Origin of the sequence: Sphingomonas sp. RIT328, from assembly GCF_000632225.1 — a bacterium.
Lineage (GTDB): Bacteria > Pseudomonadota > Alphaproteobacteria > Sphingomonadales > Sphingomonadaceae > Sphingomonas > Sphingomonas kyungheensis.
Window position 1 is genome coordinate 80,318 of sequence record NZ_JFYV01000023.1, and the last position, 25,910, is coordinate 106,227.

Annotated in this window: 23 protein-coding genes; 18 read left to right on the top strand and 5 right to left on the bottom strand. The window is 69.7% G+C overall.

Features of this window, described 5'->3' with window-relative positions; all coding sequences use genetic code 11:
- From BW41_RS11290 to BW41_RS11320, 7 genes are all read left to right on the top strand, one after another.
- Positions 1–1,065 (top strand): M48 family metallopeptidase, encoded by a 1,065-nt coding sequence (locus BW41_RS11290; RefSeq protein WP_235199736.1) that lies wholly within the window; start codon positions 1–3, stop codon positions 1,063–1,065.
- A 73-nt stretch (positions 1,066–1,138) separates the two neighbouring features.
- Positions 1,139–1,852, top strand: a complete 714-nt coding sequence (locus BW41_RS11295) for an alpha/beta hydrolase (protein WP_037534501.1) — start codon at positions 1,139–1,141, stop codon at positions 1,850–1,852.
- On the top strand, positions 1,849–2,682 hold the full coding sequence (locus BW41_RS11300; protein ID WP_037534502.1) for a hypothetical protein: 834 nt from the start codon (positions 1,849–1,851) through the stop codon (positions 2,680–2,682). Before BW41_RS11295 ends, BW41_RS11300 begins: the two co-directional genes overlap by 4 nt.
- 72 nt (positions 2,683–2,754) lie before the next feature.
- Positions 2,755–3,204, top strand: a complete 450-nt coding sequence (locus tag BW41_RS11305; protein WP_037534503.1) for a VOC family protein — start codon at positions 2,755–2,757, stop codon at positions 3,202–3,204.
- A gap of 1 nt (position 3,205) precedes the next feature.
- Entirely contained in the window at positions 3,206–3,934 is a 729-nt protein-coding gene (gene gloB, locus BW41_RS11310) for a hydroxyacylglutathione hydrolase (protein ID WP_037534504.1), read from the top strand.
- 31 nt (positions 3,935–3,965) lie between these two features.
- Positions 3,966–4,385 (top strand): hypothetical protein, encoded by a 420-nt coding sequence (locus BW41_RS11315; RefSeq protein ID WP_235199737.1) that lies wholly within the window; start codon positions 3,966–3,968, stop codon positions 4,383–4,385.
- A complete protein-coding gene (locus BW41_RS11320) occupies positions 4,382–4,741 on the top strand; it encodes a hypothetical protein (RefSeq protein ID WP_235199738.1) in 360 nt (119 codons plus the stop codon). The genes BW41_RS11315 and BW41_RS11320 overlap by 4 nt, the downstream gene beginning before the upstream one ends.
- Before the next feature lie 10 nt (positions 4,742–4,751).
- Here the strand turns inward: BW41_RS11320 and BW41_RS11325 are convergent, their stop codons facing one another.
- On the bottom strand, positions 4,752–5,168 hold the full coding sequence (locus tag BW41_RS11325) for a c-type cytochrome (protein ID WP_037534505.1): 417 nt from the start codon (positions 5,166–5,168) through the stop codon (positions 4,752–4,754).
- A gap of 54 nt (positions 5,169–5,222) precedes the next feature.
- Between BW41_RS11325 and BW41_RS11330 the strand changes: the two genes are divergently transcribed.
- Positions 5,223–5,597, top strand: a complete 375-nt coding sequence (locus tag BW41_RS11330) for a hypothetical protein (protein WP_037534506.1) — start codon at positions 5,223–5,225, stop codon at positions 5,595–5,597.
- Here the strand turns inward: BW41_RS11330 and BW41_RS11335 are convergent.
- The 4 genes from BW41_RS11335 to BW41_RS11350 all read right to left on the bottom strand — a co-directional run bounded on the left by BW41_RS11335 (position 5,583) and on the right by BW41_RS11350 (position 10,616).
- Positions 5,583–7,022, bottom strand: a complete 1,440-nt coding sequence (locus tag BW41_RS11335; protein WP_037534507.1) for a dihydrolipoamide acetyltransferase family protein — start codon at positions 7,020–7,022, stop codon at positions 5,583–5,585. The two genes, BW41_RS11330 and BW41_RS11335, sit on opposite strands and share 15 nt — an antisense overlap.
- Before the next feature lies 1 nt (position 7,023).
- Positions 7,024–8,031, bottom strand: a complete 1,008-nt coding sequence (locus tag BW41_RS11340) for an alpha-ketoacid dehydrogenase subunit beta (protein ID WP_037534748.1) — start codon at positions 8,029–8,031, stop codon at positions 7,024–7,026.
- A gap of 172 nt (positions 8,032–8,203) precedes the next feature.
- Positions 8,204–9,505: a thiamine pyrophosphate-dependent enzyme gene (locus BW41_RS11345; RefSeq protein ID WP_443027644.1), complete on the bottom strand. Its 1,302-nt coding sequence runs from the start codon at positions 9,503–9,505 to the stop codon at positions 8,204–8,206.
- A gap of 109 nt (positions 9,506–9,614) precedes the next feature.
- Complete coding sequence (locus BW41_RS11350) at positions 9,615–10,616, bottom strand: fumarylacetoacetate hydrolase family protein (RefSeq protein ID WP_037534750.1); 1,002 nt, start codon at positions 10,614–10,616, stop codon at positions 9,615–9,617.
- A gap of 523 nt (positions 10,617–11,139) precedes the next feature.
- On the opposite strand from BW41_RS11350, the gene BW41_RS11355 reads away from it, so the two are divergent.
- Genes BW41_RS11355 through BW41_RS11400 form a run of 10 tightly spaced genes read left to right on the top strand, consistent with a single transcriptional unit; the run spans position 11,140 to position 25,761 of the window.
- Positions 11,140–12,900, top strand: a complete 1,761-nt coding sequence (locus BW41_RS11355; RefSeq protein ID WP_037534509.1) for a CocE/NonD family hydrolase — start codon at positions 11,140–11,142, stop codon at positions 12,898–12,900.
- 37 nt (positions 12,901–12,937) lie between these two features.
- A complete protein-coding gene (locus BW41_RS11360) occupies positions 12,938–15,724 on the top strand; it encodes a TonB-dependent receptor plug domain-containing protein (protein ID WP_037534510.1) in 2,787 nt (928 codons plus the stop codon).
- Between the two features lie 37 nt (positions 15,725–15,761).
- Entirely contained in the window at positions 15,762–16,319 is a 558-nt protein-coding gene (locus tag BW41_RS11365) for a TRAP transporter small permease (RefSeq protein ID WP_037534511.1), read from the top strand.
- A complete protein-coding gene (locus tag BW41_RS11370) occupies positions 16,316–17,620 on the top strand; it encodes a TRAP transporter large permease (protein ID WP_235199739.1) in 1,305 nt (434 codons plus the stop codon). The genes BW41_RS11365 and BW41_RS11370 overlap by 4 nt, the downstream gene beginning before the upstream one ends.
- A complete protein-coding gene (gene dctP, locus BW41_RS11375) occupies positions 17,617–18,687 on the top strand; it encodes a TRAP transporter substrate-binding protein DctP (RefSeq protein WP_051583449.1) in 1,071 nt (356 codons plus the stop codon). Before BW41_RS11370 ends, dctP begins: the two co-directional genes overlap by 4 nt.
- The gene (locus tag BW41_RS11380; RefSeq protein ID WP_037534513.1) at positions 18,680–19,930 is read left to right on the top strand and encodes a CaiB/BaiF CoA transferase family protein; all 1,251 of its coding nucleotides are present in this window, start codon (positions 18,680–18,682) and stop codon (positions 19,928–19,930) included. Before dctP ends, BW41_RS11380 begins: the two co-directional genes overlap by 8 nt.
- Entirely contained in the window at positions 19,930–22,275 is a 2,346-nt protein-coding gene (locus BW41_RS20120) for a 2-hydroxyacyl-CoA dehydratase family protein (protein ID WP_081793052.1), read from the top strand. The genes BW41_RS11380 and BW41_RS20120 overlap by 1 nt, the downstream gene beginning before the upstream one ends.
- Positions 22,272–23,459 (top strand): CaiB/BaiF CoA transferase family protein, encoded by a 1,188-nt coding sequence (locus tag BW41_RS11390; protein ID WP_152542278.1) that lies wholly within the window; start codon positions 22,272–22,274, stop codon positions 23,457–23,459. The genes BW41_RS20120 and BW41_RS11390 overlap by 4 nt, the downstream gene beginning before the upstream one ends.
- Positions 23,456–24,643, top strand: a complete 1,188-nt coding sequence (locus tag BW41_RS11395; RefSeq protein ID WP_037534516.1) for a CaiB/BaiF CoA transferase family protein — start codon at positions 23,456–23,458, stop codon at positions 24,641–24,643. Before BW41_RS11390 ends, BW41_RS11395 begins: the two co-directional genes overlap by 4 nt.
- Positions 24,640–25,761: a CapA family protein gene (locus BW41_RS11400; protein ID WP_037534517.1), complete on the top strand. Its 1,122-nt coding sequence runs from the start codon at positions 24,640–24,642 to the stop codon at positions 25,759–25,761. Before BW41_RS11395 ends, BW41_RS11400 begins: the two co-directional genes overlap by 4 nt.
- Positions 25,762–25,910: the final 149 nt, after the last annotated feature.

Consider the following 25,910-nt stretch of genomic DNA (forward strand, 5'->3'; position numbering starts at 1 on the left):
GTGAGCGACCCAAGCGCCGAGGTCTGGCATTACGACGGCCGCAGCGCGCTGCGCCGGTCGGCACGGCTGACCGTCGACGGCGACGACGGCTTCCGCCTCGTCGGCGACGGCGTCAGTGACGAGCGCCACGCCTTCGCCGCACTCACCCCCGCCGATGCCGATGGCGACCGGCGCAGCTTCGGACTGCGCGGACGGCCGGGCTGGCGGATCGGCCTCGCAGCTCCCGTCCCGCCGGAGATCGCCGCACGACTGCCGGGGGCGCAACGCTATGGCGGCTGGATCGACCGGCTCGGGCTGTGGCGGGCGGCGGCGATCTCCGCGATGCTCGCCGCGGTCGCGGTCGCGATCGTGCTGCAAACGCCGGCATTGCTTGCGCGGCTGATCCCGACCTCGGTCGAGCAGCGGCTCGGCGAGGTGATGGTCGGCGACTTCGGCCGCACCGGCTGCGCCGCCCCCGCCGGCACCGCCGCGCTCGCCCGGCTGGCGCAGCGCATCGACCCTGACGACCCGACGCGCGACATCCACGTCGTCAAGCTGCCGATGGTCAATGCGGTGACGCTGCCCGGCGGGCGGATCGTCGTCTTCGACGGCCTGCTCCAGGCAGCGCGCTCGCCCGACGAGGTCGCCGGCGTGATCGGACATGAGATCGGCCATGTCCGCGGCCGCGACGTGATGGAATCGCTGCTGCGCCAGCTCGGCCTGTCGGTGCTGCTCGGCGGGATGGAGGGGCATGTCGGCGGCTATACCAATGCGTTGCTCGCCACTGCCTATTCGCGCGGGGCGGAGGCGCGTGCCGACGGCTATGCGATCCGGCTGCTCGACGAGGCGCATGTCTCGCCGCGCCCCACCGCCGCCTTCTTCGCCCGGCTGGCGAAGGCGCAGGCCGGCACCGAGCGGATGTTCGCCTATCTGGCCAGCCACCCCCTTTCCGACGCCCGCGCCGCGCGTTTCCGGACCAGTGCGAAGGCGGATGCGGGCTATACGCCTGCGCTCGATCCGGCGGACTGGCAGGCGCTGCGCGGCATCTGCCGCGGCGAGACCAACCGGATCGAATGGCGCTTCTAGCCGGCCGCCGCCGCGGTCAAGCGATGGAAAAGCCAAGGATGACGCACCCGCGCCGGCGCGATACAGAGCGGGGATGACTGCCCAGCGCCCCCGCCTCGCCTATCATCACACGCCCGGCACCGCGCCGACGATCGTCTTCCTACCCGGCTATGCCTCCGACATGCAGGGCAGCAAGGCGCTTGCGCTCGAAGCCTGGGCGAAGGCGCGCGGCCGGGCGTTCCTGCGCTTCGATTACGGCGGTTGCGGGCAGAGCGAGGGCGCGTTCGAGGAGCAGACGCTGATCGGTTGGCGCGACGACGTGCTGGCGATGCTCGATCACGTCGCGCAGGGGCCGGTGGTGCTGGTCGGATCATCGATGGGCGGCTGGCTGATGCTGCTCGCCGCCAAGGCGCGGCCCGAGCAGGTCGTCGCGCTGGTCGGCATAGCGCCCGCGCCCGATTTCACCGACTGGGGCTTCACCACCGAGGAGAAGATGACGATCCTCAGCGACGGCCGGATCGAGCGCGCCAATCCCTATGGCCCGGAGCCGACCGTCTACACCCGCGGTTTCTTCCAGGCGGGCGAAGCCAATCGGCTGATGTTCGGGACGATTCCCTTCGACGGCCCGGTGCGGCTGATCCAGGGACAGGCGGATGGCGACGTGCCGTGGCACCGCACCGTGCGGCTCGGCGAGATGATTCGTTCAGCCGACGTGCAGACGCTGCTGATCAAGGACGGCGACCACCGGCTGTCGCGCGAATCGGACATCGCGCTGATCATCCGGGCGACCGAGGACGTAATGCGATGATCCTGCTGCTGGCCGCGCTGATCCAGGCCGCCCCCGCCGCCGTACCGGCGGTGACCGCGAATCACGCCGCCGTACCGGCCGCGCCCGCCAAGGCGACCGTCCCCAACGTCGACGCACGCGAGCTGCGGTTCGCGCGCTGCCGCGCCCTCGCCCAGACCGATCCCGCCGCGGCGCAGGCCGAAGCGTTGCGCTGGTCGCTGCGCGGCGGCGGCTATTTCGCGCGCCAGTGCAATGGGCTGGCACTGGCGCAGCAGGGTGATTTCGCCGCCGCCGCGCTCGCCTTCACCGCCGCCGCCAAGGCTGCCGATGCCGCGCATGACAAGCGTGCCGCCAATTACTGGGCGCAGGCGGGCAATGCGCAGCTCGCCGCGGGCGACGTGCCGGCGGCGCGGGTCTCGCTCGACACCGCGCTGGTCGCGGGCACGCTCGAAGGCCTCGCGCTCGGCGAGGCGCGGCTCGATCATGCGCGCGCGCTGGTCGCGGCGAACGACCTGCCGGCGGCGCGGCGCGACCTTGATCTCGCTCTGGCGCAGGCGAGCGACGATCCGCTCGCCTGGCTGCTGTCGGCGACGCTGGCGCGGCGAATGAACAATCTGACCCGCGCGCGGACCGATATCGGTGAGGCGCTGCGCCGCTCGCCCGACGATGCCTCGGTGCAGCTCGAGGCGGGCAATATCGCCGCGCTCGCGCAGGACGAGGCGGGCGCGCGCGCGGCATGGTCGGCGGCGGCGCGGCTCGCCCCCGATGCGCCCGCCGGCCGCAACGCGCGCGCCGCGCTCGCCCAGTTCGGGGACGCGCCGGCCGCGGCGAAGCCACCGACGGGACGTTGATCGGTACGGACACCCTCTGGCCTGCCGGGCGTTGCAGGGGTACATCGCTTCCGTCAAAATCAGGACCCGGCCATGCACTATCTCCACACGATGATCCGCGTCAGCGATCCAGACGCGACGATCGCCTTCTTCCGCCTGCTCGGGCTCGAGGAGGTGCGGCGGATCGAGAATGAGGCGGGGCGGTTCACGCTGATCTTCCTCGCCACCGCGGAGGATCAGAAGATCGGCGATCGCCGCGCCGAGGTCGAGCTGACCTACAATTGGCCTGCCGAGGACGGTATTCCGCCGGAAACCTATGGCAGCGGCCGCAACTTCGGCCACCTCGCCTATCGCGTCGACAATATCTACGACAGCTGCCAGCGGCTGATGGACGCAGGCGTGACGATCAACCGCCCGCCGCGCGACGGCAACATGGCCTTCGTCAAGACGCCCGACGGCATCTCGATCGAGCTGCTCCAGGCCGGCGCCGCGCTCGCCCCTGCCGAACCCTGGGCGTCGATGCCCAACACCGGGAGCTGGTGAGATGACGCTGGCGATCGTCCGCGTGCCGGTGCTCGCCGACAATTATGCGTGGCTGATCCACGATCCGGCGAGCGGCGAGACGGTGGCGGTCGATCCCGGCGAAGCGGCACCGGTGCAGGCCGAAGCCGCGGCCCGCGGCTGGACGATCGGGCAGGTGTGGACGACGCACTGGCATCCCGATCACACCGGCGGCAATGCCGCGCTGCAGGCGCAGGGCGCCCGGATCACCGGCCCGGCGGCCGAGGCGGACAAGATTCCAACGCTCGACGCGACCGTCGGCGAAGGCGATCGTGTACGGATCGGCGCGGTCGAGGCGGCGGTGTGGCATGTCCCGGGGCATACCGCCGGCCATATCGCCTTCCATATCGAGGCGGCCGATGCGATCTTCACCGGCGACACGCTGTTCGCGCTCGGCTGCGGCCGATTGTTCGAGGGCACGCCGGCGGAGATGTTCGCCAACATGCAACGCTATGCGACCCTGCCCGACGCGACGCAGGTCTATTGCGGGCACGAATATACCGAATCGAACGGCCGCTTTGCCCTCACCGTCGAGCCGGACAATGCCGCGCTCGTCGCGCGGATGGCGACGGTGACCGCGCAGCGCGCGGCCGGCGAGGCGACGGTGCCGACGACGATCGGCGTGGAGCGCGCGACCAATCCCTTCCTCCGCGCTGCCGATGCCGAGGCCTTCGCGACGATGCGCGCCGCCAAGGACAGTTTTCGCGGCTGAGACGTTTTGTAACCCGGTGCAGGAGGTTTCGATGATGATCCCAAGGCCATTCGTCGCTCTGGCGGCCATCGCCATCGCCGGCTGCACCCAGACCCCCCGGGAACTCGAGCGCGCGCAGCAGGCATCCGCCACCGCCGCCGCCGATCTCGCCAAGGAACTCGCCGGCCTGACGCCGAGCAACAGAACCACCTGCCTGCCGCCCTTCCCGACGACCCAGGTCAAGGCCTTCGGCCCGACGCTGGTCTACGTGGTCAGCAACGGCGTCAAATACCGCAGCGACACGGCGGGCGGCTGCGAGCGCGTCGGCCGCGGTGATATTCTCATCACGCGCACGCCGACCGGTCAATTGTGCCGGGGCGACATCGCGACGACGGTCGATTCGGCTAGCCGCACGTTCAGCGGCAGCTGCTCGTTCGGCCCCTTCGTCCGCTACAGCAAGAGCGGCAAATGATCCGGCCGCTCGCTCTCGTCGCGCTCGCACTGCCGCTGCTCGCCGCCAAGTCCGACCCGTTCGCCGGACTGGTCGCCCAGCCGCCGGTCGATTGCATCAGCCTGTCGAACAACGACGGGCCGAGCGTGATCGACGGCCAGACCATCCTCTATCGCCGCGGCGCCGGGCGGGTGTGGCGGACGGGGCCGGTCGGCGCCTGCCCCTCGCTCGCGCCGCTGACGACGCTGGTGGTCGAAGTCTATGGCGGGCAATTGTGCCGCAACGATCGTTTCCGGGTGATCACGCCGGGCATGTCGATCCCCTCGGCCTATTGCCGCTTCGATCGCTTCACGCCTTATGTGAAGGCGGCGAAATAGCCGGCACGGCTCAACGCTGCCCCTTCAGGTAAGCGATGACATCCGCCCGGTCGAGCGGGTCGGCGAGCCCGGGAAAGCCCATCGACGTGCCCGGCGCGAACGCCTGCGGATCGGCGAGCCATGCGTCGAGCCGCTCGGGCGTCCAGCGATCGCCGATCCGTTGCAGCGCGGCGGTATAGCCGAAGCGCGGGCTGACGCCGGCGACCGGCGCGCCGACTACGCCGAACAGCGTCGGGCCGTTGCGGTCGGGGGCGCCGCGGTGCACCGCATGGCAGGCGGCGCAACGGGCGAAGAGCCGCTCGCCTGCCCGCGCATCGGCGACGCGCGCCCAGTCGGCGCGGTCGGGCGATGGCCCCGCCGCCGCCCGCCGCGCCGCACGATCGTCCGCCGAACAGGCCGCGATCAGCAGGCAGGCGCCGGTCAGCATGCCGCGACTAAGGCCGCTACGGACTTGTTTACATTTGTCGATTATCGACACGTCATGGCTCATCCGATCCTGCCTCTCGCGCTCGTCGCGGCGGCCGCCGTCCTGGCGCCAGCGCCGGCCACCGGCCCGACCTATGCACCGCAACGCCCGCGGCTTGCCAGCGGCGTCGCGCAACAGGCGTATTTCGCGCGGCGTCTGATCCAGACCGGGCAGCGGATCGATCAGCGCCAGCGCGCCGGGCTGATCGCATCCGGCCCCGCGACCTTCATGCGGCAGGATCTCGCCCGCGTCCGCGACGGCGTCGGCCGTACCTTCGCGCGCGGCGTCGCGCTCACGCCGGGCGAGCGCGACAGCTACGATCTGATGCTGCGCCGGGTCGAACGTCGGATCGCCGCGGCGGAGCGCCGCTGGCGGTCAGTCGGCGAATAGCAGCACCGGTGTTTCGAGCTGGCGCTTGAGCGCCTGGACGTAGCTCGCCGCATCCCAGCCGTCGACGACGCGGTGATCGCAGCTGATCGATACGTTCATCAGCTTGGCGCGGCGGATCTCGTCGCCCCCTCCCGGTACCTTGGCGCCGGTGAACACCGGGCGTTCGACGATCCGGTTGGGACCGATGATCGCCACCTCGGGCCGGTTGATCACCGGCGTGGTGGCGATGCCGCCGAGCGGCCCCAGCGAGGTGACGGTGATCGTGCCGTTGCCCAGCTCGTCGGGGCGCAGCTTGTTGGCGCGCGCCGCCTCGGCCAGGCGGGCGATCTCGGTCGCGAGCTGCCAGACGTTGCGGTCCTGCGCGTCGCGGATCACCGGCACGGTCAGCCCCGCATCGGTCTGCGTCGCCATGCCGAGATGGACGCGGCCCGAGCGCGTCACCACGCCCGCCTCGTCGTCATAGCGCGCGTTGAGCATCGGGAAGTCGGGCAAGGTGCGGCAGATCGCGACGATCAGCAGCGGCAGCAGGGTGAGCTTGGGCCGCTGGCCGCGATGATCGTTGAGGTCGGCGCGCATGCCTTCCAGCGCGGTGACGTCGATCTCGTCGACATAGGTGAAATGCGGGATATGCCGCTTCGCCGCCGCCATATTCTCGGCGATGCGACGGCGCATGCCGATGACGCGGACCTGCTCGTCGGCGCGCGCGCGACTCGCACCGGGCGCTTGATAGCCCTGGCCGGCATTGTAGCGGAGGAAGGCGTCGAGATCGGCATGGCGGACGCGATCGGCGTCGGTCTTCACCTGCGCGAGGTCGATGCCGAGATCGCGGGCGCGGGCACGCACCGCGGGGGATGCGAGCACCGGGGCGTGGCCGGTGGTGGCTGCGCTGTCCTCCGCCCGTGATGGCCCCGAACTGGTCGGGCCTGTCGCCTCGCTCCCCTTCCCCGTCAGCCCTGCGCTCGTCGCAGGACGAGCTTCCCCGGGCGTGCGGCCCGCGTCCCCTGCTTCGACAGGCTCAGCACCAACGATATTCGCGGTATCGCGCTTGGCAAAAACACCGGGCGCCGGGCCGGTAGCAGCGCTCTGCGCCTCCTCCACCCCCGGATTCTCCGCCTCATATTGCGCCGCCACCTCGGCCTGTTCCGCGCTCGGCGGTGCCGCCGCCACCGTATCGCCGGCGGCCGCTTCGGTCTCGATCACCACCAGCGCGGCGCCGATCGCGACCTGATCGCCGACTTCGCCGGCGAGTTCGACGACGACGCCCGCGACCGGCGATTCCATCTCAACGGTCGCCTTGTCGGTCATCATGTCGGCGATATTCTGGTCTTCCTCGACCCGGTCGCCGACCGCGACATGCCAGGCGACGATCTCGGCCTCGGCGATGCCTTCGCCGATGTCCGGCAGCTTGAAGGTGAAGCGGGCCATCCTATGCGTCCTTCATGATCTTCTTGAGGGCCTGGCCGATCCGCACCGGCCCCGGAAAATACGCCCATTCGAGGCTGTGCGGATAGGGCGTGTCATAGCCGGTGACGCGTTCGATCGGCGCTTCGAGATGGTAGAAGCAACGCTCCTGCACCAGCGCCGACAGCTCCGCGCCGAAGCCGCTGGTCCGCGTCGCCTCGTGGACGATCATGCAGCGGCCGGTCTTCTTCACCGATTCCTCGATCGCCTCGATGTCGAGCGGCACCAACGTGCGCAGATCGATGATCTCGGCATCGACGCCCTGTTCGGCGACCACCGCGGTGCAGACGTGGACCATCGTGCCGTAGCAGAGGATGGTCAGCGCCTCGCCCTCGCGCACCACCGCCGCCTTGCCGAGCGGGACCTTGTAGTAACCGGTCGGCACCTCGCCGGCGGGATGCTTCGACCAATTCTCCGACGGGCGATCCCAATAGCCGTTGAACGGGCCGTTGTAGATGCGCTTGGGTTCGAAGAAGAGGACGGGATCATTGTCCTCGATCGCCGCGATCAGCAGGCCCTTGGCGTCATAGGGCGTCGCCGGGATCACCGTCTTGATGCCGGAGACGTGGGTGAAGATGCCTTCCGGGCTCTGGCTGTGCGTCTGGCCGCCAAAGATGCCGCCGCCGAACGGCGATCGCACCGTCATCGGGCTGATGAACTCGCCCGCCGAACGATAGCGCAGCCGCGCCGCCTCGCTGACCAACTGGTCGAGCGCCGGGTAGATGTAATCGGCGAACTGGATTTCGGGCACCGGGCGCAGGCCATAGGCGCCCATGCCGATCGCGACGCCGATGATCCCCGTCTCGGTGATCGGCGTATCGAAGACCCGGGTCTTGCCGTATTTCGCCTGCAGCCCCGCGGTGGCGCGGAACACGCCACCGAAATAGCCGACGTCCTCGCCCATCACCAGCACGTCGGGATCGCGCGCCATGCAGATGTCGAGCGCCGAATTGATCGCCTGGATCATGTTCATGCGGGTGGTGGGTTCGTCTTCGTTCATCGTCACGCCAAAATCCTCCCCGGCACGGGGACCAGCCGCAGGCTGGTGGAGGGGGCGCTCCACCAGCGATGCGTCTGGGGCAGCCCCCCTCCACCAGCTTCGCTGGTCCCCCTCCCCGTGCCGGGGAGGAATGCAAACGCGGCCATTACTTGCGCGCCCATGGCCGGCCGCTCGCCTCTTCCTCGGCGATCATCTGCTGCTGCTGTTCGCGCAGGTGCCACGGCATCTCCTCGAACACGCCGTCGAACAGCGAATCAAGCGGCTGGTGCAGGCCATGGCCGAGGATGCCGTTCTTCTCGGCCTCCTTCTGCTCGGCGCGGACATATTCGGCGAGCTCGCGATCCTGCGCGGCGTGACGCGCCTCGTCCCATTCGCCGAGCGTGATCAGATGCTGTTTCAGCCGCGCGATCGGATCGCCGAGCGGCCAGGCATTGGGCTCGCCGGCGCTGCGATATTGCGTCGGATCGTCGGAGGTCGAATGACCTTCAGCGCGATAGGTGAAATGCTCGATCAGCGTCGGGCCCTGATTGGTCCGCGCGCGCTCCGCCGCCCATAAGGTCGCGGCATAGACCGCCAGCGCATCATTGCCGTCGACGCGCAGCCCGGCGATGCCATAGCCGATCGCGCGCGCCGCGAAGGTCGTCGCCTCGGCGCCGGCGAAGCCCGAAAAGCTGCTGATCGCCCATTGGTTGTTGACGACGTTGAAGATCACCGGCGCGCGATAGACCGCGGCGAAGGTGCAGGCGGAGTGGAAGTCGCCCTCCGCGGTCGATCCCTCGCCGCACCAGGCGGCGGCGATGCGCGTGTCGCCCTTGGCGGCGGAGGCCATCGCCCAGCCGACCGCCTGGGGATATTGCGTCGTCAGATTGCCCGAGATCGAGAAGAAGCCGTGATCGCGCGCCGAATACATGATCGGCAGCTGCTTGCCCTGCAACTTGTCACCACGGTTCGAATAGATCTGGTTCATCATCTCGACCAGCGGATAGCCGCGCGCGATGAGCAGCCCCTGCTGGCGATAGGAGGGGAAACACATGTCGTCGTCGGCGAGCGCCTGCGCCGCGGCGATCGCCACCGCCTCCTCGCCGGTCGCCTTCATGTAGAAGCTGGTCTTGCCCTGGCGCTGCGCACGGAACATCCGCTCGTCGAAGGCCCGCAGCAGCGCCATGTTGCGCAGCATGCGGCGCAGCGTATCCGGCGACAGCTTCGGGTCCCAGGCGCCGACCGCACGGCCCTCCTCGTCGAGCACGCGGACGAGCGTGTAGGCGAGTTCGGGGAAGTCCTTCGCCGGTGCGGCGGTGTCGGGGCGGCGGGCGGCGCCGGCGGGGGGCACCTCGATCCCGACGAAGTCGACCGCATCGCCCGGGCGGAATTTCGGCTCGGGCACGTGCAGCGTCAGCCCGGGCAGATTCCGGGGCGGTGCATCGGCGCGAGGCAACTCGCTGGCCACCATCTCTCTCCTCGACGCGCGACCGGGAGGTCGGCGCTGTTGTTGGATCGTGTTGCGCGCCTGTAATTAAATTTCAAGCGTCTTTTCGATGGATAGTGGCCTGTCGAGGTCAGGCGACGGTCTGTTCGATCACCCCGAAGATCGGATGGTGGCGATCGTCCTCCGCCCAGATACGCACCGTATCGCCCGATCGGAGGAACGGCGTGACCGGCTTGCCGCCCGCGATCGTCTCGATCGTGCGCAGCTCGGCGAGGCAGGAATAGCCGACGCCGCCCGCCGCGATCGTCTGGCCCGGCCCGCCGTCGGGACCGCGGTTGGAGACGGTGCCCGAGCCGACGATCGTCCCCGCCCCGAGCGCGCGCGTCCTCGCCGCATGCGCGATCAGCGTGCCGAAGTCGAAGGTCATGTCCTCGCCCGCATCGGCACGGCCGAACGGCTGGCCGTTGAGATCGACGTGCAGCGCGCGGTGCAGCCTGCCGTCGCGCCACCAGTCGCCCAAGGCGTCGGGCGTGACGAAGACCGGCGAGAAGGCGCTCGCCGGCTTCGACTGGAAGAAGCCGAAGCCCTTGGCGAGCTCGCCGGGAATGAGGTTGCGCAGCGACACGTCGTTGGTCAGCCCGACCAGCCGCACCGCGGCGAGCGCCGCGTCGCGGCTCGCCCCCATCGGCACGTCGCCGGTGACGACCACCACCTCCGCCTCGAAATCGCAGCCCCAGCTTTCGTCGGCGAGCGGAATCGCGTCGCGCGGGCCGAGGAAGCCGTCCGATCCGCCTTGGTACATCAGCGGATCGTGCCAGAAGCTGTCGGGCATCTCCGCGCCGCGCGCCTGCCGGACGAGCGCGACATGGTTCACATAGGCCGAGCCGTCCGCCCATTGATAGGCGCGCGGCAGCGGCGCGGCGGCGTCATGTTCGTGGAAGCGCAGCCGCGGGATGACCGCATGATCGATATCGGTGGCGAGGTTGCGCAGATCGGGGAGCAGCCGGTCCCAATCGTCGAGCGCCGCCTGCAACGTCGGCGCGATCTGCGTCGCCTCGGCATACCAGGCGCAATCGCTGGATACGACGACGAGCCTGCCGTCACGGCCGTGCTTCAGACTGGCGAGTTTCATCAGGCGCATCCTCTCATCGTTGGCGTGAGAGTGTATCGGCAGCGCCGCACGGTTGCGACGGAAAAGTATCGGACGTTACGAAAGGGTCGCGCGACGGCTGGAACGCGCGACCTCGCTCCGCAATCTACCCCGTTCGGTTTGCAAATGGGTGAGGAGGGAATCGGGCGATCGCGACCGGGGCAAGACAAAGCCAGAGGCAGGCAAAGCCGAACCTCGGCAGCGTCTTGATCGTCCGGAATGCCCCTGCGTCCGCCATCCGGCCATGACCGAGGCGCAAGCTTCAAACCCAAGAGTTCCCGCGGCGGTCCGAACGCATTTTCCGCCTGTCTAGGACCGCAGAAGGCCGATCCCGCCGTCAACGACAGCACGATGCGGATGCCGTCGTCGTCCCTCATGTGTCCGGATGCGGGCGAGGCCACCCGGTCCATAATAAGTTTTCTTATATAACAGTTGTATGATCATACAAAATGTGGTCTCCACGATTTCACGGTGCTCGCAGAAGCTGCCGGGATAGGAGAGGATGATGGCGGTTTTACGCTATGCGCTGCCGTGCGCCGCTGCGATCGGGCTCGCCGGACTGACGACCCTGGCAGGTGCGCAGACCGATGTGATCGGGACCGTGCGTGACGATCCGTCGGTGGTCCGTTCGTCCTTCTATTTGCCGGTACGCGACGGCACCCGCCTCGCGGTAAACGTCTACCGCCCCGCCGACGGCGGCAAGGCGCGCGCTGGGCGCTTTCCGGTCGTCTTTGCCTTCACCCCGTACCGGGCGCGCTACCGCAAGGACGGCGAACTCGTCGATCTGATCGACTCGACGACCTTCGGGCTGCGCGATCTCGTCCATGAAGGCTATGTCGTCGCCACCGCCGACGTGCGCGGCAAGGGCGCCTCGTTCGGGGCGCGACGCGGCTTCCTCGACCAGACCGAGGCCCATGACGGCAATGATATCGTCCAGTGGCTTGCGGCCCGCCCCTACACCACCGGCAAAGTCGGCATCACCGGCTGCTCCTATCTCGGCGGCAGCGCGATGCTCGTTGCGGGCGCGCTGCCACCGGCGTTGAAGGCGGTGTTCGCCGCGGCGACCGACATCGACAAATATGCCTTCGTCCGCAACGGCGGCATCACCGCCCAGTTCAATACCCGCCCCGACGAACCGCTCGATGTCGACCTGGCGAGCGTACCGGTCGACGCCGATCGCGACGGCGCGCTGCTCCGCGAAGCGGTCGCCGACCATGTTCGCAACACGCCAATGGCACCGCTGTGGGCCGGAATGCCGTATCGCGACAGCGTCTCGCCGCTCACCGGCAACCGCTATTGGGAAGAGGTCGGCCCCTATACCCACCTCAAGGCGCTGCAAAGCCCGCAGCTCGCCTGGTATCTGTGGGGCAATTGGAACGACGAGCCGACCGAACAGATCATCCAGGCCGCGGCCAATCTCGACGCCAAGCTGATCGTCGGGCCGGGCAGCCATTGCGAACCGCCCAAGGTGTTCGACATCGTCGGCGAACAGAAGCGCTTCTTCGATCGCTATCTGAAGGACGTCGACAACGGCATCGATCGCGAGCCGCGCTATAGCTGGTGGCAGGAACGGCAGGGCGGCGGCACACTCGTCCATCGCGCCCGTCTGCCCGGCACCGGGATCGGCCGCACCGCCATCTACCTCACGGCCGCGGCCAACGATACGCCTGCCGCGGTCGATTCCGGCAGCCTCGCCTTGCGCGCCGGCACCGCGGCACCGCGCCCCTTCCGCGTCGATTATGACGTCGCCACCAAGGATTATTTCCAGTTCTGGCCGAGCCCGCTCGACGGCAAGGGTCTGACCTTCACCAGCCGTCCGCTCGCCGCCGATGCGGCGATCGAGGGCTTTCCGATCCTTACCGTACGGGCCGCGATCGACCGCCCCGACGGCAATGTCTTTGGGTATCTCGAGTCGGTCGATCCGACGGGCAAGGTGACGATGCTCGCCTTCGGCCGGTTGGCGATGAGCCACCGCAAGACCGGTGTCGCGCCCTACAACCACCTCGACCTGCCCTATCACTCGGGGCTCAGGGCCGATGTCGCACCGGCGACGCCGGGTCGGGCGGAGACGCTCACCTTCGCGCTGTCGCCGCGGGCCTATACGATCCCCGCCGGGCATCGGCTGCGCGTGACGATCACCGGCGCCGACCCGCGCCAGCGCAACCTGCCCGCCATCCGCGACGCACTGGCGCGGACGGTGACGCTGACCACCGGTGCCGCCTCGCACATCGACATCCCCTTCACCGCGCCGGTCCGCTTCCGCTGACGCGCCTGGCCGCCCGACTTCATCAAGGATACGGATCATGCATCGCATCACGTCGCGTCGTCGCCTTGCCCTCGTCTCCGGTGTCGCGCTCGCCGCGCTCGGCTGGAGCAATCTTGCCGCCGCACAGGACACGCCGTCACCGGCCACCGACAGCGTCACGCCGGCCGACGGGCAGAGCGCCTCGCAGCAGGGCCGCACTGGTGCCCCCGCCCCGGTACAGTCCGACGCTGCCGCCGCCGGGCCGGTGACGATCGGCGCGGAGGACGTCCCTGCCGCTGACATCGTCGTCACCGGCAGCCGGATCCGCGGCGCCGCGCCGGTCGGATCAAGCGTCATCGCGATCGACCGCCGCGCGATCGAGGCATCGGGGGCGGTCACGACCGATCGGCTGATCAAGGAGATTCCGCAGGTCTTCGATCTCGGCACGTCGGAAAACTCACGCGGCCAGTCGGGCGGCAACAGCAACATCACCTTCGGCAACGCGATCAATATCCGCGGCATCGGCCCCTATGCGACGCTGACGATCCTCGACGGCCACCGCGTCGTCAACAACAGCCGCTCGGTCGATCCGTCGATCATCCCTTCGCTCGGGCTCGAACGCGTCGAGGTGGTCGCCGATGGCGCCTCCGCCGTCTATGGATCGGACGCGATCGCCGGCGTCGTCAACCTGATCCCGCGCCGCACCCTCAACGGTGTCGAGACGATCGCGCGGATGGGCGCGGCACGCAATTTCCACGAAAGCCAGTTCGGCATCGCCGCGGGCAAGACCGGCGACTGGGGCCAGGTGATGGTCGCCTACGAACACGTCTTCCGCAGCAATCTGTCGGGCGACAATCGCGACTTCTTCACCAGCGACCAGCGCCGCTACGGCGGCCGCGATTTCCGCGTCAGCCAGTGCAATCCCGGCACGCTCACCGTCGGCGGGCGCAATTACGCCATTCCGCAGGGCGGCGTGACACCGGCGAGCGCCGGGCAGCTGGTGGCCGGCACCGCCAACCTCTGCGAAGGCTTCACCGGCCAGGACCTGTTTCCGGAGACGCGCTACGACAGCGCCAACGCCACCTTTACCGTTCACCTCACCGACTGGCTCGACGCGTTCGGCGACGGTTATTATTCGAAACGCCAGTTCAAGCGGTTCGGCGGCTATACCGGCGCGACGGTAAGCGTGCCGGGAACCAATGCCTTCTTCACCCGCCCGCCCGGCACGACCGGCGCGGAAACGGTACAGATCCGCCTTGACGATCTGCCCAACAATCTGTCGTTCGGCTCGACCGAAAGCTGGCAGACCGCCGGCGGCCTGCGCGCCAAGTTCGGCGGTTGGGAGGTGCAGGGGCAGGTGATCTACGGCCGCAACGACGACGTGTCGAACACCCCCAACGGGATCAACACACCCGCGCTCAACGCCGCACTCGCCAGCTCGAACCCGGCGACCGCCTTCGATCCCTATGGCCTCGGCCGCACCTCGGCGGCGGTGCTCGCCGCGATCAACGATCAGGTGTTCAACGCGCCGACGCGCAACCGCTTCACCGGCGTCGAGGCGACGGTCAACGGCACGCTGTTCGATCTGCCCGGCGGCGGCGTCAAGCTCGCCGCGGGCTATGAGCGGCAGGAGCTGGAGGTCGCGCTCGGCATCCAGCGCGGCGCGCCGACCAGCCCGCTCACCTTCCGCGACTATGACCGCCAGGTCGATTCCGGTTATGCAGAACTCTACGTGCCGATCTTCGGCTCGGCCAATGCCCTGCCCGGGCTGCGCCGGCTCGAGCTCACCGCTGCGGTTCGTTACGACAAATATAGCGATGTCGGCAGCACCACCAATCCCAAGTTCGGCGCCAACTGGTCGCCGCTGCGCGGGCTGGTGATCCGCGGCAGCTACGGCACGTCGTTCCGCGCGCCGCTGTTCTCGCAGATCTACGGCAACAGCTCGAACATCTTCGTCCAGCCCTATGCCGATCCGGCGCTGGGCGGCGCGATCGTCCAGGGTGCGGCTTTGTCCGGCGGCAATACCGCGCTGCGCCCGGAGGAGGCGACCACCTGGTCGGCCGGGCTGGACTGGGATCCGCTGCCCGGCGGGCGGATCAGCCTGACCTATTTCGACGTCAACTACACCGGACAGGTCGACAGCTACCTCGGCGATCTCGCCATCCTCAGCCGGGAGGCGCAATTCGCCGGCACCGGCGTCATCCTGCGCGGCGCCGCCGCCGCGGCGCGCGTGCAGGAGTTGCTCGCGCAGGGGATCACCATCGCGCGCGGCGTGCTCCCCGCCAATCCGACGCTGTTCATCGACGGCCGGACCCAGAACCTCGGCCGCTCGAAGACCAGCGGCATCGATGCGGTGGCAAGCTATACCTTCGACACGAACGGCGCCGGCCGCTTCACGCTCAATGCCAACGCCACCTATCTGACCCGCTATCGCAGCGCGATCACTCCGGCGGGCGACCTGATCGATCGCCGCAACACCGTGTTCAATCCGCTCAAGTTCAAGGGTCGCGGCAGTCTCTACTGGGCTTATGACGGCGCCAACACGCGGCTTACCGTCAATCATGTCGGCGGCTATGACAATAACACCCTGCCCAACAACGGCGTGCAGAAGGTGGCGAGCTATACCACCGTCGACCTCGGCGTGACCTTCGATGTCGGCGATCCGGCGAGCCGCAGCCTGTTCGCCGGCGGTTTCAGCGTGTCGTTCGATGCGCTCAACCTGTTCGACCGCAAGCCGCCGTTCCTCGATTTCGCGCCGACGATCAACGGCAGCGGCGGCTATGACGCCACCGCCGCCAATCCCGTCGGGCGCGAGATCGCGGTGACGCTGCGCAAGCGCTTCTGACGATGATCCGGGCTGGCCGATCCTTGCGGAGACCGACGTGACCGATCACCCGAATGCCGCCGACGGCACGCCGATCGGGCCCGAGCCACGCGTGCCGCTCGTCACCGCTGACCTCGAGCCCATGCCGGCGGCGAGGGCGGGCCCGTCGCGGCTGGCGCGGGCCATGCTCGCGATCGGGTCGGCGGGGCTGCTCGGGGCGATGGCGACCGACGCGCTCGCCGTTGCCGGTCGCCACGCCGGTATCCGCCTGTTCGGCGCGATCGAGATCGTCCAGGCCTGTATCGTGCTGGTCGCGACCAGCGCGATCCTGCTCACCACGATCGTCGATGGTCACGCCCGCGTGCACATCCTGCTCGAACGGTTGCACGCCGCCGCATCGGCCCGGCTGCTGCGCGGCGCCGATGCGGTCAGCGCGCTGATCTTCCTGTGGATCGCGATCGGTTCGGCGTGGTTGCTCGCCGATCTCTGGTCGGCATTCGAGCTGAGCGAAATCCTCCATATCCCGCTGCGCTGGCTGCGCGCCGCCTGGATCGCCGGTGCGATCGCCACCGCCTTGATCCTCGCCCGCCGGGCGCTGCGCGGAGCGCGGTCGTGATCGCGCCCGAATGGATCGGCGGCGGCGGCATCGTCGTGCTGCTCGCCCTGCTCGCCCTCGGCATCCCGATCGGCGTCGGACTGGCGCTGGTCGGCGGGGTCGGGCTGACGCTGCTGCTGTCGCCCGAGGCGGCGCTGATCAAGGTCGGCGTCATCACCTTCGATACGATCTCGCGCTACGAACTCGGCGTGCTGCCGCTGTTCGTGCTGATGGCGCATCTCTGTTTCGCCGCTGGCGCCAGCCGCGACTTCTTCGACGCGGCGGCACGGTTCATCGGCCATCGCCGCGGCGGACTGGCGATGGCCTCGATCGGCGGCTGCGCGGGCTTCGGCGCGATCAGCGGGTCGAGCCTCGCCACCGTGGCGACGATCACCTCGGTCGCGCTGCCCGAGATGCGCAAGGCGAATTACGCCCCCTCCTTCGCCACCGGCGCGCTGGCCGCCGGCGGAACGCTGGGGTCGCTGGTGCCGCCGTCGGGGGCGCTGATCGTCTTCGGCATCATTGCCGAACAGTCGATCGGCAAGCTGTTCGCCGCCGCGATCGTGCCGGGCATCACCCAGGCGCTGTTCTACATCGCGACGATCGCCCTGCTCTGCCGCCTCCGCCCCGAACTCGGGCCGCCGGCAGCACGCGCGCCGTGGCGCGAGCGCTGGCCGGCGTTGCGCAAGATCGGTGACGTCGGGCTGCTGATCGTCTTCGTCATCGGCGGCCTGTTCGTCGGCTGGTTCACCCCGACCGAGGCGGCGTCGGTCGGTTCGGTCGCCGCGCTCGCGCTGTGCTGGAAGCGCGGCCATCTGACCCGCGTGGCGGTGAGCGGCGCGCTGGAGGCGACGCTGCGCACGACCGGCATGATCTATATCGTCGTGATCGGCGCGCTGCTGTTCGCGACCTTCATCAGCGTCACCGGCATCGCCGCGATGCTGTCCAACCTCGTTGCCGGGCTCGACGCCGGGCCGACGATCGCGATCATCGCGATGGCGCTGGTGCTGCTGCTGCTCGGCTCGTTCCTCGACGGACTCGCGCTGATGCTGCTCACCACGCCGATCTTCCTGCCGATCGTCCACCAGCTCGGGCTGAGTCCGATCTGGTTCGGCATCTTCCTGGTGCGGACGATGGAGATCGGCTTCGTTCACCCGCCGCTCGGGCTCAACGTCTATGTCATCCAGGGGATCGCCGGTGACATTCCGCTCGGCACGATCTTCCGCGGCATCGTCCCCTTCCTGCTCGCCGACTTCCTGCATCTCGCGCTGCTCATCGCGGTGCCGGCGGTGGTGCTGTGGCTGCCCGGAGCGCTCGCATGATCCGCCATCTCGCCGCCCTCGCCGCGCTGTGGCTGCTTGCCGCCTGCGGCGCGGCACCGGCCCCGCCGGCGGGCGTGACGACGCTGACCTATGCCAGTCCCTATCCGCCCGGCCATCCGTTCAGCCGCGCCGACATCCGTTGGATGCGCCACGTCGAACAGGCCTCGGCGGGGCGGTTGCGCATCAAGCCGTTCTGGGCCGGTGCGCTGCTGTCGAGCGACCAGAGCATGGAGGAGATCCGCCACGGCGTCGCCGACATCGGCCTGATCACCCCCATCTACACGCGCGGCGGCGCACATACCCAGCGCGCGCAGGCCGGCTTCTACGGCGGCGTCGCGTCGATGCCCGAACAGATCGCCGTCTATCAGTGTCTCGCCGCACATTTCCCCGCTCTGGACGACGAACTGCACGGCCTTCGCGTGCTCGCCGTTCAGCCCGGCAACTTCCCCGGCATCCTGACCCGCAACCGCCCGATCCGTCGCCTCGCCGACCTGCGCGGCCTGCGCCTGCGCGCGCCGGCGGAGAATCTCGAGGTGCTGCGCGCCCTCGGTGCCGATCCGGTCGATATGCCGATGGCAGACGTCTATTCGGCGCTCGCCAAGGGGGTGATCGATGGTGTCGTCGCCCCCGCGGATACCCTCAAGAGCCTTCATTTCGCCGAGGTCGCGCGCTTCTTCACCACGCTGAAGGTCAGCCGCGGCTCCTATCCGGCGCGGGCGATCGGCCTGCGTCGCTGGCGGACGCTGCCGCCCGATTTGCAACGGCTGCTGGCCGACAGCGAAGGCGTGTGGGAAGCAGCCCTGATCGACGAGATCGACGCCGCCGAACGCGCCGGCATCGCCTTCGGCAAAAGCCATGGCGTCGCCTTCCTGCCGATAGACCCCGCCGACCAGCGCCGGTTCGATACGCTCTACAACACCAATGCCGCGCGCATCGCCCGCGACCTCGCTCGCTACGGCCGCGACGGCACGCCGCTGTTCGCCGCCGCGCAACGCCTGATCGCGGCGCATCGCGCCAGCATGCCGACCGCCTGCCCCTCCTCCGATCCGCAAGGTGCCCATGACTGATACCTCCACTCCGCCGCGCCCGCTGGAGGGCCTGCGCGTCATCGACCTCACCCGCGCACTCGCCGGACCCTATGCGACGTTGCTGCTCGCCGGCCTCGGCGCCGAGGTGATCAAGATCGAGGATCCGCGCGGCGGTGATCTCGCGCGGGAGAACAGCCCTTATGTCGGTCGCGACGGCGTGAGCATCGAACGGATGCACGACGACGACGTGTCGATCTCCCATCTGTCGCGAGCCCGCGGCAAGAAGGGGGTATCGCTCAACTTCAAGGCACCCGGCGCGCAGACGGTGTTCGCCGATCTGTGCCGCACCGCCGACATCGTCGTCGAGAATTTCACGGCCGGCACCGCCGACCGGCTCGGCATCGGCTATGCCGTCGCGCGCGAGGCCAATCCGGGCATCATCTATTGCTCGCTGTCGGGTTTCGGCGCCGACGCGCCGGAGGGCGGCAAGGCGATGGACGTCATCATCCAGGCGCTGTCGGGGGCGATGTACACCAGTGGCGCTCCCGACGCGCCGCCGGTCCGGATGGGCATCCCGATCGCCGACATGCTCGCGCCGGTGTTCGCGGTGATCGGCATCCTCGCCGCGCTCGAACAGCGGCATCGCAGCGGCGTCGGCCAGCACGTCGACGTTTCGATGCTCGGCGCACTGACCTCGTTCGTCGCGATCGAGAATTGGTCGGCCCTTGCCGCTGCGGGGATGCCGGCGCGGACCGGCCTCACCGTCCAGCGGCTGTCGCCGTTCGGCGTCTTCGAATGCGCCGACGGCTATGTCGCGATCGTCGCGGTGCACGAGAAGCTCGCGCAGGGGCTGTTCCGCGCGATGCGTCAGCCCGACCTCGCCGCCGACCCGCGCTTCGCCACCCGCGATTCGCGCGTCGCCAACGCGCCGGTGCTGGAGGCGGCGATCACCGCCTGGTCGCGCACGCTCGCGGTGGACGAGGTGGTGGCGCGGCTCGAAGCCGAAGGCGTGCCGGTCGCGCCGGTGCGTCATCCGGAAGAGGCGCTGAGCGATCCACGCGTCATGGGGCGCGGCGAGACGATGCCGATCGCGCATCCCCGCTATCCGCATCAGTCGGAGCTGCGGACCGCGGGCATCCCGATCCGCTTCTCGGCAGCGAGCACCGGATTCGATGCGACGCTGCCGATCGGCATCGGCGATCACAATCGCGACGTCTTCCGCGATCTGCTCGGCTATGACGAGGAGCGGTTGCGCGCGCTCGGCGATGCGGGTGTGATCTGATGGACGCCGCCGCCGCGCTCGCCGCCATCGCCGCCGCTTATGCGGACCCCGATGCGGTCGCGGACCGCCTCGCCGCAGAGGGCGTGCGCGTCATCCGCACGATCGGCAGCGACGCGCCCTTCACCTGGTTGCGTGCGGCAGGCTTTGCGCCCGTCCGCCTCGCCGCGACGGAGGGACCGGCGACCCCGATCGCGGATGCGGTCATGGGTCCGGCGACCGGGCGGCGGCGCGCGCACCGGCTGGTCGAGCGGCTGCTCGCCGCCGATCGCCTCGACGAGGCGGTGCTGATCACCCGCGCCGATGCCGAACAGGCGCAAATCTTCGCCGCGTTGCGCGAGCGCCGCCGACTCGGCGAAACAGCGCCGGCGCATTTCCACCTGCTCGATCTGCTTCACCACGATCGTCCCGCCTCGAACCGCTATAATGCGGCACGGCTGGCGCAGCTTGATGCATGGCTGATCGCGCTGGGCGGACGGGCACCCACCGATGCCGCCCTGGCGCAGGCCGCGGCGGAGGATGAAGCGGCCCGTACGCTCCTACGTGCACTAGGGGAAAGGCAGTTGCGCGGCAGCGACCGGCTGCGGATCATCGGCGCGAGCACGATCCTGCCCCCCGCCGAGCTCACCCAACTCCTCGCCGCACTCGACGCCTTGCCCGAGATCGCCAGCGGCCGGCGCGTCTTCGTGACCGGCAGCGCGCCCGAAAGCGATGCGTCCTATCGCGCACTGGAGGCGGACGGTGATACGATCGTCGGCGACGACCACGAATGGGGTGATCGCCGCCTGCTCGCCGCCGCACCCGCCACCCGCGCCGCCGCTGCCGCGCCCGGCCTTGCGCCGCTCGCCGCACGCCGCCCGACTGCCGACGCCGAGCCGATCGTCGCGCGTGCCGCAGCCTGCGGTGCGGCGGCGATCGTTCACCTGACGATCGATGCCGATGAGGCGGCCGCCTGGACCGCGCCGGCAATCGCCCGCGCGCTGCCCGATGGCATGACGCTGACGCTGCGGACGATCGACGGACCAGCCGCCGCCGACCCTGCCCCGGCGCGACCGGCCGCCGCGCCGCCGCCGCGCAGCCGCAAGTCGCTCGCCGCGCTCGCCGGCTTCGGTGCCTATCAGCGCGACTGGTTCGCCGAACTGCGTGCGCAGGTCGCCGCCGGTGCGCCCTTCGCGATGGTCAACGCCAATGCGCCGCAGGAAATCCTGCGTGCGCTCGACGTGCCGTTCGTCGTCAACCAATGGTGGGCGTCGATCGTTGCCGCCAAGCAGCAGACGCAGCGCTACCGCATGCTGCTCCGCGACGCCGGCTATCCGACCGATGTCGAGGCGTATAGCGCGCAAGGTCTTGCGGCGGCGATGGACGCAGAGGGTGTCTGGGGCGGTCTGCCCCGTCCCGATTCCCTCCACGCAGTCGGATCGAGCGACGCGACGATCGGCATCTTCGACGCCTGGGCCGGTCGGACCGGCGCCCGGGCCTTCCTCTACGAACGCACCGTCGATCCGCGGCTCGACATCGAGACGCGCTGGTGGGAGGTGCTGCCCGACCATTGGGACGAAGCGCTCGAACCCGAACGGATCGATCTGCTGGTCAGCGAATTGCGCGACGTCATCGCGGCGCTGGAGGCAACGACCGGCCGCGTCTTCGACGAGGCGCGGTTCGTCGCCGTGCTCGACCTCGTCAACGAGCAGGAGGATTATTACCGCCGCACCCGCGACCTGGTCGCGCGCAGCGTCCCCGCACCGATCAGCATCGTCGATTCGATGCCGGCGACGATGGTGCCGCAATGGCACCGCGGCACCGTCTGGGCGCGCGACGCCGCCCGCGCCTTCTATGACGAGGTCGCCGCCCGCGTCGCTGCCGGGGCGGCCGCCGTACCGGACGAACGCGTCCGGCTGATGTGGGTCGGTCGCGGCCTGTGGAGCGAGACGGCGTTCTACCAGCGCTGGGAGGAGAGCCATGGCGCGGTGTTCGTCTGGTCGATGTATCTCGCGCTCGCCGCGGACGGTTATATCCGCCGCTTCGATCGCGGCCGCGATCCGATGCGTGCGCTCGCGGCGCGCTTCCTGACGATGGGCGACGAACTGCGCATGCCGAGCTGGGCCGGACCGTGGCACGTCCACGAGGCGCAGTCGCATCAGGTCGACGGCGCGGTGGCGCTCGCCGATGCCGATCCGTTCGTATTGCGCGCGCTCGCCGCCGCGGGCATTCCGGTGCTTGAACTCGGCATCGACAATTTCGCGATGGACGCGGCCACCGCCGACGCGCTCGATCGACGGATCACCACCTTCATCGAAGGGCCGGCGACGCGGTGCGCCGACTTGCGTCGCTGCGGGGCAACGGCATGACCGCGCCGCTCGCCGGGCTCCGCCTGATCGAGTTTTCACGATTTCTGCCCGGCGCCTATCCCGGCTGGATCGCCGGCGACATGGGCGCGGACGTGATCCGCGTCGAGAATCCGCGCGAACTTGCCAAACATGCGCGGATGTTCGGGCAGGACGACGATCCCGCGACGGCACGGCTGCGCCGCGCCCGCCCGTCCTATTGGCGCAACCGGCGATCGATCGTGATCGATCCCGGCCATCCCGCCGCGCAGGCGGTGCTGCACGCGCTCGTCGCCAGCGCGGATATCCTGGTCGAGGACTATCGGCCCGGTGTCATGGCGGCGATGGGGCTCGGCTATGAGGCGCTCGCGAAGGTCAACCCGCGGCTGATCTATTGCTCGGTGTCCTTCGCCGGGCAGACCGGCCCGCTGCACGGCCGCGCGGGCCACGATCCCGCCGCGCTCGCGCTCGCCGGGGCGCTGTCGCGGCTCAATGGCACTGCGACGCCGACCTTGCCCGGTGTGCAGGTCGCCGACGTGCTCGCCGGATCGCATGCGGCAATTGCGATGCTCGTCGCGTTGCAGCAGCGCGCGCAGACCGGCAAGGGCACGCAGGTCGACATTGCGATGACCGATGCGGCGTTGCCGCTGATCGCGGTGGCGCTCGGCCGCTCGGCACCCGACGCCATTCCCCCGGTCGACGGTCGTTGGCATCCCAAGGGCGGGGTCTGGCGCTGCGCCGACGATCGATGGCTCTGCACCACCGACATGGAGCCGCGCTACTGGCAGCGTTTCTGCGCCGCGGTCGACCGCCCCGACTATGCCGCGCGGCAGTTCGACAGCGACGCGCATCCGGCGATACACGACGATCTCGCCGCACTCTTCCGCACCCGCCCGCGCGACGCCTGGCTCGACCTGCTCGCCGCCGCGGACACGCAGGCGATGCCGCTGCTCACCCCCGCCGAGGCGTTGCGCCACCCGCATGCGAGGGCGCGCGGCATGCACGTCACGCTGCCGGTCGGCGACGGAGCGGTCGAGCAGATCGGCACGCCGTTCCACATCGCCGGCATCGACCCGCCCGCGCACCGCGCCGCCGGCCTGCCCGGTGCGGAACGGAGTGACATCCTTACCGAACTCGGTCTCGACGTCGCCGCGCAACAGGCTCTTGCCGACGCGGGCGTCTTCACCGGCGACAGGAGCACACGATGATCGATGCCCTCGAGGGCCTGCGCGTCGTCGACCTCAGCCATGCGATCGCCGGGCCGACCTGTACCAACATGCTGGTCGAGCTGGGCGCGGACGTCGTCAAGGTCGAGCCGCCGGAAACCGGCGACGGCTTCCGCCACTATACCGAACATGGCGGCGAACCGATGCTGAGCATTCCGTTCGCGGCGATGAACGCCGGCAAGCGCTCGCTCGCGCTCGACCTCAAGACCGCGGCGGGGCGCGAGGTGCTGTGGCGGCTGGTCGAGCGCGCCGACATTCTCGTCGAGAATTTCCGATCCGGCGCGCTTGACCGGCTCGGCTTCGGCTTCGACGCGCTGCACGCCCGTTGCCCGCGGCTGCTGCTCGTTTCGATCACCGGCTTCGGCCAGACCGGGCCGCTCGCCGATCGCGGCGCCTATGATCATATTGCGCAGGCGATGTCGGGGATCGCGCTGCTCAACGCCGATGCCGAGGGCCCCAAGAAGATCGGCCTGCCGATCGTCGACGGGTTTACCGGCTATCTCGCCACGATCGGCCTGCTCGCCGCGTTGCGTCGGCGCGATCGTACCGGCATCGGCGAGCATGTCGACGTGGCGATGCTCGACGCGGCGCTCAAGCTGGTCAACACCAGCGTCTCGGTCCATTCCTATACCGGTCGGACGCCGGGCGGCACCGGCAATCGCGGCTTCCGCCTCGTCGCGACTGCCGATTTCTATCCGACGGGGGCGGGCTGGATCGCGCTGGGCGCCAACACCCAGCAGCAGGTCGAAACGCTGTTCGCGGTGCTCGGCCATCCGGACATGGCGACCGATCCGCGCTTTGCGACGCATGACGCGCGCGTCGCCCATTATGACGCGTTGCGCGACTGGCTGACCGTGACGCTCGCCGACTGGCGGGCGGAGGAGCTGGAGGCGCGGCTTGCCGCCGCACGCGTACCCGCGGCGATGCTGCGCGAGGTCGGTGAGATCGCGCAGCATCCGCATCTTGCCGAGCGCGGCACGTTGCATCCGGTCGTACTGCCCGGTTGGGACCGGCCGCTGGCGGTGGTCGGCGCCGGTTTCGCCACGGCGAACCATCCGCCGGCGACCGTGCCGGTGCTCGGCAGCCACAGCGACGCGGTGCTGGGCGAACTCGGCCTCGACGCGGCGCAGATCGCCGACCTGCGTCGTGAGGGAGTGGTGGCATGAACCGGCTCGACGTGATGATGCTCGGCGACATCATCCTCGACGTCCCCGTTCCCGATCACTGGATCGGCGGCGTCGCCGCAGTGACGCGCGAGGCCGATCTCGCCATCGGCCATCTCGAAGTGCCGCATACCCGCCGCGGCGAAGAGCTGTCGGGCGACGTTCCCGCACCGGGAGCCGACCCGGCGCACCTCGCCGCGATTGCGCGGGCGAACGTCCGGCTGCTGTCGACGGCGGGCAACCATATCGCGGATTGCGGCGCGATCGGCATCGCCGATACGATTGCCGAGCTCGACCGGCTGGGCATCGCGCACGCCGGTGCGGATCGCAATCGCGCGACGGCCGAGGCGCCGGCGATCGTCATCTGCGACGGGCGGCGGATTGCGCTGCTCAGCTACAATTGCGTCGGTCCGGAGATCGCCTGGGCTGGGGATGATCGTGCCGGTTGCGCCTTCGTTCGCATCGCCACGGCGGACGGCAGCCCGACGCGGCCGCAGGCCGATCTGACCGAAGCCGATCCCGCCTCGGTTGCGCGGATGCAGGCAGCGATCGCCGCGGCCCGACGGGACGCCGATATCGTCCTCGTCGCGTTGCACAAAGGCATCACCCACCGCCCCGCCGCGCTCGCTCCCTATGAGCGCCCGCTCGCCCGTGCGGCGATCGACGCCGGCGCGGATGCCGTCATCGGCCATCATGCGCACATCGCGCGCGGCATCGAATTCCATCGCGGCCGGCCGATCTTCCACGGTCTCGGCAATGGCGTGGTCGTCACGCATGCGCTCAGCCCGGCGCAGGATCATCCCGCGCGCGCCGAATGGGCGGAGCGGCGGCAGCGGATGTTCGGCTTCGAGCCTGACCCCGCCTATCCGCTCGCCCCCTTTCATCCCGAGGCGGTCAACGGCCTGATCGCGCGACTGCGGATCGGCGACGACGGGCGTATCGAAGCCGGCTTCCGCCCGATGTGGAGCGCCCCGCCCGGCCGCCCGGAGCCGGCGACCGGGCCGCGGGCGGAGGCCGTCGCCCGCTACATCGACGCGATCGGCATCGCCGCCGGGCTGCCCCCGCTCGCTTATACGTGGGCGGACGACTGGGTCGTGCTGACCGACGACGGCAGCGGCTGAGCCTCCGCCTGCCGCACGCGACACAGCCGCACCGGCATCGTGCGCGCGGGCGGACGCCGCTGACATCGGTCGCGTCGCTGCGCGGCATGCCCGTCTTACAGCGGGGCCCGAAGGCCGCCGGGGGATGCCGATGTACCGGTGCGCGGTTC

Excerpts from the sequence above, each read along its gene's own strand:
- BW41_RS11295 (WP_037534501.1), top strand. The coding sequence starts at position 1,139 with ATGACTGCCCAGCGCCCCCGCCTCGCCTATCATCACACGCCCGGCACC.
- BW41_RS11300 (WP_037534502.1), top strand. The coding sequence starts at position 1,849 with ATGATCCTGCTGCTGGCCGCGCTGATCCAGGCCGCCCCCGCCGCCGTA.
- BW41_RS11305 (WP_037534503.1), top strand. The coding sequence starts at position 2,755 with ATGCACTATCTCCACACGATGATCCGCGTCAGCGATCCAGACGCGACG.
- gloB (WP_037534504.1), top strand. The coding sequence starts at position 3,206 with ATGACGCTGGCGATCGTCCGCGTGCCGGTGCTCGCCGACAATTATGCG.
- BW41_RS11315 (WP_235199737.1), top strand. The coding sequence starts at position 3,966 with ATGATGATCCCAAGGCCATTCGTCGCTCTGGCGGCCATCGCCATCGCC.
- BW41_RS11320 (WP_235199738.1), top strand. The coding sequence starts at position 4,382 with ATGATCCGGCCGCTCGCTCTCGTCGCGCTCGCACTGCCGCTGCTCGCC.
- BW41_RS11325 (WP_037534505.1), bottom strand. The coding sequence starts at position 5,168 with ATGCTGACCGGCGCCTGCCTGCTGATCGCGGCCTGTTCGGCGGACGAT.
- BW41_RS11330 (WP_037534506.1), top strand. The coding sequence starts at position 5,223 with ATGGCTCATCCGATCCTGCCTCTCGCGCTCGTCGCGGCGGCCGCCGTC.
- BW41_RS11335 (WP_037534507.1), bottom strand. The coding sequence starts at position 7,022 with ATGGCCCGCTTCACCTTCAAGCTGCCGGACATCGGCGAAGGCATCGCC.
- BW41_RS11340 (WP_037534748.1), bottom strand. The coding sequence starts at position 8,031 with ATGAACATGATCCAGGCGATCAATTCGGCGCTCGACATCTGCATGGCG.
- BW41_RS11350 (WP_037534750.1), bottom strand. The coding sequence starts at position 10,616 with ATGAAACTCGCCAGTCTGAAGCACGGCCGTGACGGCAGGCTCGTCGTC.
- BW41_RS11355 (WP_037534509.1), top strand. The coding sequence starts at position 11,140 with ATGGCGGTTTTACGCTATGCGCTGCCGTGCGCCGCTGCGATCGGGCTC.
- BW41_RS11360 (WP_037534510.1), top strand. The coding sequence starts at position 12,938 with ATGCATCGCATCACGTCGCGTCGTCGCCTTGCCCTCGTCTCCGGTGTC.
- dctP (WP_051583449.1), top strand. The coding sequence starts at position 17,617 with ATGATCCGCCATCTCGCCGCCCTCGCCGCGCTGTGGCTGCTTGCCGCC.
- BW41_RS11380 (WP_037534513.1), top strand. The coding sequence starts at position 18,680 with ATGACTGATACCTCCACTCCGCCGCGCCCGCTGGAGGGCCTGCGCGTC.
- BW41_RS20120 (WP_081793052.1), top strand. The coding sequence starts at position 19,930 with ATGGACGCCGCCGCCGCGCTCGCCGCCATCGCCGCCGCTTATGCGGAC.
- BW41_RS11390 (WP_152542278.1), top strand. The coding sequence starts at position 22,272 with ATGACCGCGCCGCTCGCCGGGCTCCGCCTGATCGAGTTTTCACGATTT.
- BW41_RS11395 (WP_037534516.1), top strand. The coding sequence starts at position 23,456 with ATGATCGATGCCCTCGAGGGCCTGCGCGTCGTCGACCTCAGCCATGCG.
- BW41_RS11400 (WP_037534517.1), top strand. The coding sequence starts at position 24,640 with ATGAACCGGCTCGACGTGATGATGCTCGGCGACATCATCCTCGACGTC.